12 protein-coding genes are annotated in these 12,317 nt (G+C 41.9%); 2 read left to right on the forward strand and 10 right to left on the reverse strand.

The features are described 5' to 3' along the window. Positions 1–24: 24 nt before the first annotated feature. Positions 25–606, reverse strand: coding sequence for a carbonic anhydrase (locus tag NSU13_RS15960; RefSeq protein ID WP_034281442.1), 582 nt, complete (start codon positions 604–606; stop codon positions 25–27). Positions 607–1,159: 553 nt separating this feature from the next. Here NSU13_RS15960 and NSU13_RS15965 point away from each other — a divergent pair. After that, positions 1,160–2,137, forward strand: coding sequence for a D-glycerate dehydrogenase (locus tag NSU13_RS15965; protein ID WP_034281023.1), 978 nt, complete (start codon positions 1,160–1,162; stop codon positions 2,135–2,137). A 376-nt stretch (positions 2,138–2,513) separates the two neighbouring features. Beyond that, on the forward strand, positions 2,514–3,002 hold the full coding sequence (locus NSU13_RS15970) for a ribonuclease (protein ID WP_041115611.1): 489 nt from the start codon (positions 2,514–2,516) through the stop codon (positions 3,000–3,002). 53 nt (positions 3,003–3,055) lie between these two features. On the opposite strand, the gene NSU13_RS15975 is transcribed toward NSU13_RS15970, so the two are convergent. The 9 genes from NSU13_RS15975 to NSU13_RS16015 all read right to left on the reverse strand — a co-directional run bounded on the left by NSU13_RS15975 (position 3,056) and on the right by NSU13_RS16015 (position 12,191). Beyond that, on the reverse strand, positions 3,056–3,799 hold the full coding sequence (locus NSU13_RS15975) for an arylamine N-acetyltransferase (RefSeq protein WP_342489624.1): 744 nt from the start codon (positions 3,797–3,799) through the stop codon (positions 3,056–3,058). Between the two features lie 38 nt (positions 3,800–3,837). Continuing rightward, complete coding sequence (locus NSU13_RS15980; RefSeq protein ID WP_024423549.1) at positions 3,838–4,095, reverse strand: HPr family phosphocarrier protein; 258 nt, start codon at positions 4,093–4,095, stop codon at positions 3,838–3,840. 26 nt (positions 4,096–4,121) lie between these two features. Beyond that, a complete protein-coding gene (whiA, locus tag NSU13_RS15985; protein WP_034281025.1) occupies positions 4,122–5,072 on the reverse strand; it encodes a DNA-binding protein WhiA in 951 nt (316 codons plus the stop codon). 17 nt (positions 5,073–5,089) lie between these two features. After that, the gene (locus NSU13_RS15990) at positions 5,090–6,049 is read right to left on the reverse strand and encodes a YvcK family protein (RefSeq protein ID WP_034281026.1); all 960 of its coding nucleotides are present in this window, start codon (positions 6,047–6,049) and stop codon (positions 5,090–5,092) included. Then, positions 6,050–6,937, reverse strand: coding sequence for an RNase adapter RapZ (rapZ, locus tag NSU13_RS15995; protein ID WP_034281443.1), 888 nt, complete (start codon positions 6,935–6,937; stop codon positions 6,050–6,052). It abuts the gene before it with no gap. Between the two features lie 39 nt (positions 6,938–6,976). Next, positions 6,977–7,441, reverse strand: coding sequence for an 8-oxo-dGTP diphosphatase (locus NSU13_RS16000; protein WP_034281027.1), 465 nt, complete (start codon positions 7,439–7,441; stop codon positions 6,977–6,979). Between the two features lie 357 nt (positions 7,442–7,798). After that, the gene (trxB, locus tag NSU13_RS16005; RefSeq protein WP_342489625.1) at positions 7,799–8,749 is read right to left on the reverse strand and encodes a thioredoxin-disulfide reductase; all 951 of its coding nucleotides are present in this window, start codon (positions 8,747–8,749) and stop codon (positions 7,799–7,801) included. Positions 8,750–8,983: 234 nt separating this feature from the next. After that, positions 8,984–10,369, reverse strand: coding sequence for an NlpC/P60 family protein (locus NSU13_RS16010; RefSeq protein ID WP_340890696.1), 1,386 nt, complete (start codon positions 10,367–10,369; stop codon positions 8,984–8,986). 364 nt (positions 10,370–10,733) lie between these two features. Continuing rightward, positions 10,734–12,191 carry a tetratricopeptide repeat protein gene (locus NSU13_RS16015; RefSeq protein WP_342489626.1) on the reverse strand — a complete coding sequence of 486 codons (1,458 nt, stop codon included), beginning with the start codon at positions 12,189–12,191 and terminating at the stop codon, positions 10,734–10,736. Positions 12,192–12,317 lie beyond the last annotated feature (126 nt).

Genomic DNA, 12,317 nt, shown 5'->3' on the forward strand with positions numbered 1-12,317 from the left:
CTCCTTCAAGTATGTGTAGATGATTTAGATATACTGCGGGTCAATCAGTTTATCTTTCACAACGACATCCAGCTTTCCTGTTGCTGGGTGAATCACCAGTCCATGAACAGCCACATCACTTGGCATCAGTGGATGCTCTTTCACTAATTTCACACTTTGGGCCACGCTCTCTTCAACTGAATCAAAGCCTGTCAGCCAGCCCTTTAAATCAACTCCTGAGTTTTTCACAATGCTTAAGCATTTCTCTTCGATTCCGCGTGCTTTCGCCTTTTCAAGTAAAGGGTCCGCCGCAAGACCTGCCATTCCGCATTCATGATGCCCTACAATGCATACTTCCTCTGCCTTTAGTTCATAGATGGCTAGCAGGATACTCCGCATCACACTGCCGAACGGATGTGTCACGATGGCGCCTGCATTCTTAATGATTTTTGCATCCCCGTTGCGCAGTCCCATAGATTGCGGCAATAATTCCAAAAGACGGGTATCCATGCACGTTAAAATAACCAGTTTTTTCTCAGGAAATTTCCCCGCTTTGTAAGGCTCATAATGTCTCTTATTCACAAACTCTGAATTGTGCCGAAGAATCTGTTCTAATTTTGACTCCATTTTGCCATCTCCCATCTTTTTTTAAGTAACGTAAGCTCGTGCCTGTCCTCCTTTTCTTTCTTGTGTTCTCAAGAATAGAGAAGAAAAATGATAGAAAAAAAAGAAAAAAATGAGAAAACGATGAGAAGAAATATCATCATTTTCTCTATTTTACGCTGCATCCCAACGGCTTCGCGGGTTTGTTTTCAATCTATTGTTCTCATCACACCAAAAGACAATAAAATGGTTTAGTAGAAAATGACCATCCCGTTTAATACATTTCAAATATAATAAATTTTCTACCAAAAAGTCTCGATCTATTTTCCAGTTTGTCAGATAATCTCTCGTAAAATTTTGCAATTTCACATGTATCATCTACTATCAGCTTATTTTTATATAGATAAAAAATGCATCAGATGGCATAAGAATCTACTTTTTCACTAAGAAAATGTCTTTCTTTACCGTTATTTCAGTATATTAAATATTGAGCTGCTAACATTCAAACGTGTTCTGCCGAAATCGTTGCTATATAATAAAAGGAGTAAGATGACCATGTGAAAGGAGCGAATTGACTGTGACACCACACATTTTTGTCGCCAAACCCTTACCTGCCTCTTTTGAAGAAATGCTAAAGGAACATTGTACATACGAGATATGGCAATCCAAAGACCCTATTCCAAGAGACATTTTGTTTGAGAAGCTGCAGCACGCTGATGGTCTTTTAACGTCTGGAACAAAAATCGATCAAGAGCTGTTAGATCACGCACCAAAACTCAAGGTGGTGAGTAATAACTCTGTCGGCTATGACAATTTCGATATAGAAGCGATGAGGCAAAGAGGCGTGATTGGTACGCACACTCCTTATACCCTCGATCATACCGTGGCTGACCTTGCCTTTTCGCTCATTCTCTCCTCTGCGCGAAGAATCGCCGAGCTTGACCGTTTTATCCGTGAAGGAAAATGGACGAAATTCGTACAGGAGGAAGAGATCTTTGGCATCGACGTACATCACCAAACGCTCGGTATTATTGGCATGGGACGTATAGGAGAACAAGTGGCCAAACGGGCAGCACATGGTTTTGATATGAACGTTCTTTATCATAACCGAAGCCGGAATGAAAAGGCTGAAACGGCGTATGGCGCTGTCTATTGTGCACTTGATGATCTTTTAAAACAAGCTGATATCATCGTGTTGATTACACCGCTGACCGAGGAAACATATCATATGATAGGGAAACGAGAATTGAAGTTAATGAAGCAAACGGCTTTATTTGTAAACATTTCCCGCGGGAAAACAGTGGATGAAAAAAGCCTCATTCAAGCACTTCAGGAGGGATGGATCAAAGGCGCTGGTCTTGATGTGTATGAGCAGGAACCGCTTCAAGAGGATCATCCTTTCAAAGAGATGAATAATGTCACCTTAGCCCCTCACATCGGTTCCGCTACTGAAACAACAAGGGATCTCATGCTGAAACGAGCCATTCATAATGTGATTCATGGAATAGATGGGAAGGCGCCTGTTGATGTTGTGAAGGAGCTTGCTTCATCTTGAACAGATAAGACGCAGAAACTGCGTCTTTCAGATTGTTGACAAAGGGCTAAAATGATCTTTATTTTAGCTCTTTGTCTTCTTTTCAGCGTGATAGAAAACCTTTGCAGTCTAGGAAGGACGGCTACTTTTGCGGAGCGAATTTGACATTCGTGAGCACCAGCGCGCAGGACTGACAAAGAATGCGAGGGTTTGTCTACACGCTGAAAGACGCAGAAACTGCGTCTTTTTATTTATTTCTTTTAGGAGACATCAGGAGAAAAGACTCATTTTAGCAAATATCCTGATTCTTTACATTTCCTTTATGTTCGGGTGCTATAATATGAGCTAGACAAGCATCAAGAGGACGGCATCCGATTTCCTTAATAGGAGGATGAAGATGAAAAGATTAAGTTCGATTTTTACTATGTTCGCTCTGATCGCTGCTATTCTGTTTTCTGGATTTGTCCCGCAGCAAGCTCATGCAGAAACACCTCTTACACCAACAGCCACAACTGAAACTGCTTCTATTCAGCTCACGCCGGATGTGCGTACCCTTGCCGTCATTAATACATTTGATGGTGTAGCAGATTATTTAATTCGCTACAAACGACTGCCTGATAACTACATTACAAAATCACAAGCAAGTGCTCTCGGATGGGTGGCATCTAAGGGAAATCTAGCCGAGGTGGCTCCAGGTAAAAGCATTGGTGGAGATATTTTCTCAAACCGGGAGGGACGTCTTCCTTCAGCAAGCGGCCGAACATGGCGTGAGGCAGACATCAACTACGTTTCAGGCTTCCGCAATGCTGACCGTCTTGTGTATTCAAGCGACTGGCTCATTTACAAAACAACAGACCATTACGCGACTTTCACACGTATTCGATAATCAATAAAAAAGACAGCCCCGTTTGATCTAGGGCTGTCTTTTCGTATGGTGGTTTACGGTATAAGCTTTTTCACATAATCCTCAAAAGGAATCGGAAGCGGCTTTTTCGACACTTCTTCATGCTCATGTGTGGTGACATGATCCTCAGTAACGACCACACGTCCTGTTGGCGTGAGCTTTGAGGCAAGCGGTCTTTTGTTAAAAGTAGAGGATTCATTTTCATAAATCTCGTGTCTCAATTGGCACAATGCATCCTCATCCACCTCGTTCAAAGTGAACGCATAGCCTGTTTCAGCGCCATCTCCTTTATCTAATTGGAGCAGATGTGTCCCTTTTTCGGTTTCCTTTGCTTTGACGCGAAACCGAATAGACGGTCCTTCCACCCAATCTTCTGTAAAAGGCACAGGCTGGAGAGGTAAATTCACACCAAATCCCGCATCAATGAGAAAGCGTTCGTTGTGATGCTTCAACATGATGGCTACATGCGTGCCATCAATGGCCCACGTATCCGCTTCTTTGATATACACTGTTCCTTGAAGAAGCTGTACAGAGAGCCCAGCCTCTTTTAACACATAGTATAAGAGAGGATTGAGATCGTAACAAAGACCTCCTCTGTTTCCTTCAAGTAGATGCTGCTTCAACCCTTCTTGATTCAAAGCGTAGGATTGTTTGTTCAGAACAGCTCTATTTTCAAACGGAAAGGTAAAGGCCATTTTTTTTAATACTACAGGCAAGTCATCAAAGGTGATGGACTGGCCTTCATATTCGATCTTCTGTAAAAAAGCTGATTGAATCATGACATTCCCTCCTAAAAAAACTGAGCCTTTGAAGAGACTCAGTTTTCTTGATTGATAAAATCCGTTAACGCCTCAATGGCTTCTTGCTCATCCGCACCATCTGCAATCAGTGTGACAGTAACCCCAGAGCTGATCGCAAGACTCATGAGACCCATAATGCTTTTCGCATTGACTTTTTTCCCATCTTTCTCTAGAAAAATATCAGCACCAAAGCGATTGGCTTCTTGTACGAACAAAGCAGCTGGACGTGCCTGCAAGCCTGTTTTCAGCTGGATGGTGACCGTTTTTTCCACCATATGATCTGCCTCCCTTTTTCATTCTCCTATTTGAGTGTAACAGCTTGTCCGTTTCGTAATTGTTCTGCGATTTGATCTAGCTTTCTTAAACGGTGGTTAATCCCTGACTTGCTGATCTTTCCGCTTTCTACCATTTCTCCAAGTTCCTTCAGCGTGACCTCTTGATAGTCGACTCGCAGTTTGGCAATTTCACGAAGCTTTTCCGGCAGGGCATCAAGTCCAATTTTTTCATCAATGAATTGAATGTTCTCGACCTGACGCAGTGATGCACCAATCGTTTTATTCAAGTTTGCTGTTTCACAATTGACGAGCCGGTTGACGGAGTTCCTCATATCTCGGACGATCCGCACATCTTCAAAGCGGAGCAGTGAGTTATGAGCGCCCACAACACTTAAGAATTCCGTGATTTTTTCTGCTTCCTTCATGTACGTAATGTACCCTTTTTTGCGCTCAAGTGTTTTACTATTGAGATGAAATTGATTCATCAGCTCACAAAGGGCATCATTATGTTCTTTATATAGTGAAAAAATCTCAAGGTGATAGGAGGACGTTTCTGGGTTATTCACAGAACCGCCTGCTAAAAAAGCACCTCTCATATAGGAGCGCTTGCAGCATCTTTTCTTCACAAGCTCTTCTGAAATATTGCGCTCAAATACAAATTGCTCACCTAATATTTTTAAATCCTCTAAAATGGTTCTCGCTCGTTCTACCAGTCTGACAATATACACGTTATTCTTTTTCAATCTCATTTTTTTACGGACGAGCAGTTCGACTGTCACATCGTATTTCTTCTTGAGCAGCGTATAAATCCGTCTTGCAATGGCTGCGTTCTCTGTCTGTATATCTAAAATCAATTTTCGATTAGAGAAAGATAATGAACCGTTCATACGGATGAGGGCAGAAAGCTCTGCTTTTGTGCAGCAGTCCTTCACGTCCAGATTAGTCAGCTCTTTTTTTGTTTCGGATGCAAATGACATCCTTGCCACCCCCATTCCTATTTTTTCTGATGCAGCAGGTCGACAAGCAGCGAGGCTACTTTCAGCGTGTCATGACGAATGACATGCTGGTCATATGTAATGATTTCTCCAGGAATCACTTCTAGTCCCATTGCTTTCAGTGCATCTGTGTCGAATTGGACAGGCTGTGCCTGTTCTTCTGCATATTTTGCTTTGATTTCTTCTGGAATTTCTTTATTGTTCACAAAAATCGTATCGATAAATGGACGATCCATATGATCATTTAATGCCTGAACATGATCAGCTGCACTGTAGGAAAGCGTTTCCCCCGGCTGCGTCATGACATTGCAAATATATACTTTTTTCGCCTTAGAGCGAATCACTTCTTCTCCAATATGCGGGACAAGCAAGTTTGGTAAAATACTTGTATACAGGCTGCCGGGCCCAATGACGATCAAATCCGCCTCCCGAATGACTTGAATGGATTCTGGCAGCGGTTCAATCGTATCGGGTGTGAGGAACACTCGTTTGATTCGCTCACCATAGGTGGGAATTTTCGATTCTCCTGTCACCATTTGCCCATTTTCTAATTCAGCATGAAGAACAACACTTGAATTTGCTGCTGGCAATACTTTTCCTCTCACATTTAAAACCTTACTCATTTCAGTGACGGCATGAAAAAAATCACCGGTTATATTTGTCATGGCCGCAAGAATGAGGTTGCCGAGTGAGTGGCCTGTTAAGTCATTCCCTTTGTTAAAACGGTGCTGAAATAGATCTTCTACTAGCGGTTCCACATCAGAGAGAGCCGCAAGGACGTTTCGAATATCTCCTGGAGGGGGAATATTCAAATCATGCCGCAGTCTGCCTGAGCTGCCTCCGTCGTCAGCAACCGTTACAATAGCGGTAATGTCCACTGGCTTCGTTTTAAGCCCTCTGAGCAAAACAGATAAGCCAGTGCCCCCGCCAAGAATGACCACCTTTGGTAGTGTCGTCATCTATTTTCTGCTTCTCTTTTCAATGTCCCGGTGAGTGACATGTGTATAGTAATCGTTTTTAAAATACTCCGATAAATAGTTGGCCAGTGTCACAGATCGATGCTGTCCGCCTGTACAGCCGATGGCAATCACAAGCTGGCTTTTTCCTTCCCGTTTATAGGACGGAAGCATAAAGCTGAGGAGATCGATTAATTTCTCTGTGAATTTTTGCGTTTCACTCCATTTCATCACATAGGAGCGCACTTCTTCATCGTTTCCAGTCTGTGGACGCATGCTCTCAATATAGTAAGGATTCGGCAGGAATCTCACGTCAAAGACAAGATCAGCATCAATCGGCAGGCCGTATTTAAAACCAAAGGACATCACATTTACTGTAAACACCTGTCCTTGATTGGTGGCAAAATGCGTGACAATTTTTTCTCGCAGCTGTTTCGGTTTTAAATCCGATGTATCAAAAATCATTTGAGACCGGCCTTTTAGCTCCTCTAACAGCTCGCGCTCCATTTCAATTCCTTCGAGCGGCAAACCTGTTGTCGCAAGGGGATGCGAACGTCTCGTTTCTTTGTATCTTGAGACAAGCACCTTATCATTTGCATCTAAAAATAGAATTCTTGGCGTGATCCAGTCAAGATCACTCATTTCATCTAAGGCGGCAATTAAGCTGTCAAAAAATTCGCGTCCGCGCAAATCCATCACAAGAGCGACCTTGCTCATCTTGGAATTCGATTCCTTCATGAGCTCTAAGAACTTCGGTAAAAGTGATGGCGGCAGGTTATCAACACAAAAGTAGCCTAAATCTTCAAAGCTTTGAATGGCGACGGTTTTCCCCGCACCTGACATTCCTGTAATAATCACAAGCTGAATATCTTCTTGTTTGTGTGTATTCATGCCTGCTTCCTCTCCTTCTTTATGAAAACGGTTCATGTATTATTCTCCCTGAGGATCTAACCGATAAGCAATCAGCTCAAAGTCGGGTGTATACGTAAAAGTGCCGTGCAGTAGTCCTTTTCCTTTAAGCATGAAATCAAGAATATGGGAATCTCCTGGGGCCATCGGCAAATCAGGCACATCCTTTACGTCATGCCATTTTAAAACGCCTTCCTCTGACTCTGTTACGTTTTTTCCGGTAAATGAATCTGCCATGAAGGTGAACATCATCCACTCTTGAACGATTTGATCGCCTTCTTTTATGATAAAGGTAAAAACACCTTTCAGCTGCGGATTTAAAATATAAATACCTGTTTCTTCTCTATATTCTCGAACGACTGAATCCTTGACCGATTCTCCGCTTTCCATTTTACCGCCCGGTGCTACCCACCAGCCCCGTCTTGGCTTTTGCAGCAAGAGAACTTGATCTTCGTGATGCAGCACACAATTGGTTACTCGTTGCATCAGCTGTCACCTACTCTTTTATGTCTTTAACTTATTATACAGGTTCAACCTGACTCCCACAATGAACATGCCCGTTCTTCCCCGAAAACAGACCGGTTTTCGTTTGAATCGTGTAACGGGCAATTTCTCTACTCTTTATTTTACAGCATCTAATGGTTCTCCATGCGTCATTTGTGAACATCTCGTGAATTTCTGATTTCAGGCAAAAAAAAGGACACGGATTCACATCCGTGCCAAACATGTATTCCTTATAAAAGGGGGTCAATTACTAGTTTCATCATAACGGAAAATTATTTCACCCGTGTTACATTCCAGTTAAAAGCCCATGACGCTATATTAAGGATTTACGACAGCCTTTTATTTCGTTGCTTTGAGTTTTTCAGCAAGCTCTTCTACATAATGCTGTGCGCTTTGTGCTGCAATACTTCCGTCACCTGTTGCTGTCACAATTTGACGAAGTGTTTTTTCACGAATGTCACCAGCTGCGAAAATACCTTCCACTCTTGTTTCCATTCTTTCGTTTGTCTCGATGTAGCCTTCTTTATTTGTAATGCCGAGATTTTCAAATGGTTTAGACAGCGGCAGCATTCCGATATAGATGAAGGCACCGTCTGTTTTAAACTCTTCTTCTTCACCAGTCACCGTATCAACCAATGTCACACTGCCGACTTTCCCGTTTTCTTCATTGATCTGTTTGACGGTTTTGTTCCACTTGAAGTCAATTTTTTCATTATCAAAGGCACGCGCTTGTAAAATGCTTTGTGCACGAAGTTTATCGCGTCTATGGATAATCGTTACTTTAGAAGCGAAGCGTGTGAGATACACACCCTCTTCTACCGCAGAATCACCGCCGCCAATGACGACAAGCTCTTTGTTTTTAAAGAAAGCCCCGTCACATACTGCACAATATGATACGCCGCGGCCGCCAAGTTCTTTTTCACCTGGTGCCCCGATTTTTTTGTATTCAGCCCCTGCCGCGATAATGACAGAGCGTCCTTTGTATTCTTTTGAGGCGGCTTTGACGATTTTGTATTCTTCACCGTTCACGATTTCTTTAATATCGCCATATGCATACTCTGCACCGAATTTCTTCGCATGCTCAAACATTTTATTTGAAAGTTCCGGCCCCAAAATGCTTTCAAAGCCAGGATAGTTCTCGACATCTTCCGTATTCGCCATTTGTCCGCCTGGAATTCCTCTTTCAATCATTAATGTTGAAAGATTTCCCCGTGATGTATAAACAGCGGCTGTCATTCCGGCAGGACCCGCTCCAATGATGATCGTATCGTAGATTTTTTCTTCTGACACAACTGTCACTCCCTCTTCAATTGCTGCTCGCATTTCTTATTAGAATGCCCTTGGGTGATGCTTCCATTCATGACAGAGAGCATCATTTCCACTCTTAGCTTTTATTCCTTACCCATATCCTATTAAATCTGCGGGGAATAAGCGAATCATTTGCTCATATCTTCAAAAAAAGAAAAAGCTTCCTTAAACTGCTGTTTAAGGAAGCCTGTTTACGGTTATATAAAAAGTAATGATTTATTCAACGACTCTTCTTACAACGCCATTGAAAGCTTTTTTCCAGTATACGTTGTTCATTGAGTCAACTGAAACACCGCGAGAGCTGTTGTCGTTCAAGAATGAACCGTTTCCTAAGTAAATACCAACGTGTCCATTTACTTTATACGTATCAAAGAACACAAGGTCTCCGCGTTTCATGTCAGATGCACTTACAGCTCTTCCTTTACCTACAAGCGTATCTGTTGTTGTACCGCCAACTGGTCCAAGGTTGATGCCTGCTGATGCAAATGCCCAGCGAACGAATGAAGAACAGTCAAAACGACGTGCGTCAATATCGGCTTGTGATCTGCCGCCGCCCCATTTATATGGAGATTGTCCAACAATCGTAGAACCTGTGCTGATCGCACCTTCAATTCCGCCTACGTTACTGCTGACAGGTGATCCACCGCCAGAAGATGGCTTCTTGCTTGGTGAACTGCTGTTGCTGTTATTGTTGTCATTAGATGATCCACTGTTACTTGAAGACGGGCTGCTATCGTTATTTGAGCTGTTGTCTTCCGCTTGAACACTAGCTTGACGCTGCTGCTGTTGTCTTTGCGCTTTTTCTTCTTTTGCTTTTTGAGCTGCTTCTCTTGCTTCTTTTTCAGCTTGTTTTTGAGCAGCGATTGTTGCGTCTTTTTCAGATGCAATGCTGTTAGCCTCACTGTTTAACTCGCTGATTTCAGAAAAAGCACTTCCTTTTTGCTTTTTCACTTGCTTGAATAGCTTGTCTTTTTCATCAAGCTGTTTATTCAAGTCTGATTGAAGCGTTTCAAGCTTTGCAAGTGTGTTTTGCACATTTTCAAGCTTTGTGTTTAATTCGTTTTCAGACTTTTGAAGTTCTGCTTTGTCTTTTTCCTGCTCTTTAATGATTTCACTGTCTGCGTTGATCAATGTAGATACTGCACCTGCACGACTGATGAAATCGCTAAAGCTTTTTGCTCCTAGTAATACATCTATGTATTTCGTAGAACCGCCGCTCTCTTGGAGTGCACGTACACGCTTTTTCAAGAATTTGTTTCTATCCTCAATACGTTTTTCTGTATCAGCAATTTCTTTTTTCAATGCTTTGATTTCTTTTTTTGTTTTTTCATTTTCTTTTTGTTTTTCTTCGATTTGATCACTTGTTTTTAAAGCTTTCTCATCAATATCTTTAAGCTTTTGTGCAAGTGCCTCTTGTTTTGCTTCAAGCTTTGAAAGCTCTTCTTTTTTCTTTTGAAGATTCTTGTTTACCTCAGACTGCTTGCTGTCTAGTTCTTGTTTCTTTTGTTCAAAGTTCTGTGCGTTTGCTTCATGCGTAAATGGAATAAATAAACCGCTCGCTCCGATCACCGAAGCTAAACCGAAAGTAATAAACTTTTTCACGAATAGTTCCTCCTTTGACAATTTCCCAAGCGACATTAGAAAGCAGCAAATTCTCTGCGACCAATCTGTGCTCTCTATGTCTTTCTTCCTGATTGTTCAGTCAGATGTTGACCAGATTGTTTCTATCACTAGGTGTTTCATTATGTATAGTAAAATATTTAAATATCTATCTTTGTTTTATCCACGAGTTTCATTATACATGAGACATCGACAAAATGAGCTAATATTTTTATTACATTTATGTTTCAAAAACATGTCGTGATTGTCATACTTCGCCAATTCCTTGCAAATCCCACCTTTTTATCCAAGAAAAAAGCATGACCTTTTCGGCCATGCTGCGATGTTCTGAATCTATTTACCTAATTTAATCGATTAACGTACAGATCTCTCGTTCGTATTTAGACAGTGTTTGAACACTGATCTGAAAAGCGGACGCAACATCTTTTTTGCTGAGAGCTGCTTCTTGTTCATTCATCCATAGATAATAAGATGCTGCTGCCCAGGCAGGTGCATTTTTCTTATCAATACCAGAAGCACGTGCCTGCTGAATAATATGGAATAACCAAAAATAAGGCATATGGCTGTCAGGCTGAACCGCTTCCTCCAGACTGGATGCCGCTTGTTTTGCAAAAACTGCATCTTCTGAAAAAGACTTTTCTTTCATTTCATCTTCATACAAAAGCAGTTCTATAAATTGCTGTTCAAAGGCTGTTTTGGCTGCGCGTGCATCAAGGACAGACTGCAGAACGTCACGTTCCCCTTTTTGTTTACTGACATAGTACGCAGTCAGCCGTTCCTCAATCGAGACCATTGGCTCAGTCTCCTCAGGTTTATCCTGCCACGGCTTGATTTCATCTGCGTCGATATCTTCTTCAACCATCTTATCCCAAACCGTTTGGGCGAGCGTTTTGTGGCCTGTATGATAGGCTGCGCTTGCAAGCCAGTATAAAAATGTACTATCTCCCTGAAAACCTGTTTTGTACAAAGAATAAAGCCATTTAAAGGCCCATTCAAATTCTCCCACAAGGGCAAATGTTGCGCCAAGCTTATAACGCTGTTCACTTAGTATTGGATACACGTGCGTTAATTGCTTCGCTAACATGTTGACCTTCTCTTCTTCTTTCTCATAATGGTAGAAGACAAGCTGATTGCAAAGGGCATGCAGATTACCGGGATTTTCAAGAAGGACCCGGTTCAACATTTCTTTCGCCTGATGGATTCGGCCAGAATAAAAATAGGCCAAAGCAAGATTATTATACGCTGACCAAAATTCTGGATACTCAACAATCATCTGTTCCAGCATCTCAATGGCTTCATCGAGTCTGCCGCTTTCTAGCAAATGGTTTGCTTGATCCTGCTTCATAATCAGGTCATCCTGATCATAAGGAAAATCTTCGTCCTCTTCGTCGCTCATATCGAGCAGGTCAAGAAGGTCTTCATTTTCATCCGCAAATTCCCCGTTCTCTTCCAGCGCGGCATAAGCAGTAGCTGATTTATATGCCTCTTGAAACAGTCCGAGATTCGCATAATTATTGGCTTTAAAATAGTGGCACTCAGACATGTTTTCATCGATGTGTTCAAGGATAAAATCAAGCAGTTCGTTTGATTGCTGGTAATGACCCATTTCAGTATAGATAATGGCAAGCTGTGACAGCATTTCTACATTTTCAGGCTCAAGTACGATGGCCCGCTGTATCAGCTTACTTGCTCTGGACAGATTTCTTTCTCTATATGCTTTAAGACCTTTATGAAAAAAGTAATGCCCATCTTGAAATAGCTGGACGACTTGTGTGTGATTATTTTGAGAAGTGTATTTACTCACCGATACCCTCCATTTCGAACAGTGTACCGTGTGTAGTATAACATACTTCACCAGTCGTCACATAGAACAAAAAGAAAGGAAGGATTTGTTTTTCATTTAAAATAAAAAAGCCAGGGATATCCCCCG

This window comes from Bacillus sp. FSL M8-0049 (assembly GCF_038593355.1).
GTDB classification, from domain to species: Bacteria; Bacillota; Bacilli; order Bacillales; family Bacillaceae; genus Bacillus; species Bacillus safensis.

What these genes read in the sequence shown, in the direction of transcription:
- NSU13_RS15960 (WP_034281442.1), bottom strand. Translation starts at nt 606, where the DNA reads ATGGAGTCAAAATTAGAACAGATTCTTCGGCACAATTCAGAGTTTGTG.
- NSU13_RS15970 (WP_041115611.1), top strand. Translation starts at nt 2,514, where the DNA reads ATGAAAAGATTAAGTTCGATTTTTACTATGTTCGCTCTGATCGCTGCT.
- NSU13_RS15975 (WP_342489624.1), bottom strand. Translation starts at nt 3,799, where the DNA reads ATGATTCAATCAGCTTTTTTACAGAAGATCGAATATGAAGGCCAGTCC.
- NSU13_RS15980 (WP_024423549.1), bottom strand. Translation starts at nt 4,095, where the DNA reads ATGGTGGAAAAAACGGTCACCATCCAGCTGAAAACAGGCTTGCAGGCA.
- whiA (WP_034281025.1), bottom strand. Translation starts at nt 5,072, where the DNA reads ATGTCATTTGCATCCGAAACAAAAAAAGAGCTGACTAATCTGGACGTG.
- NSU13_RS15990 (WP_034281026.1), bottom strand. Translation starts at nt 6,049, where the DNA reads ATGACGACACTACCAAAGGTGGTCATTCTTGGCGGGGGCACTGGCTTA.
- rapZ (WP_034281443.1), bottom strand. Translation starts at nt 6,937, where the DNA reads ATGAATACACACAAACAAGAAGATATTCAGCTTGTGATTATTACAGGA.
- NSU13_RS16000 (WP_034281027.1), bottom strand. Translation starts at nt 7,441, where the DNA reads ATGCAACGAGTAACCAATTGTGTGCTGCATCACGAAGATCAAGTTCTC.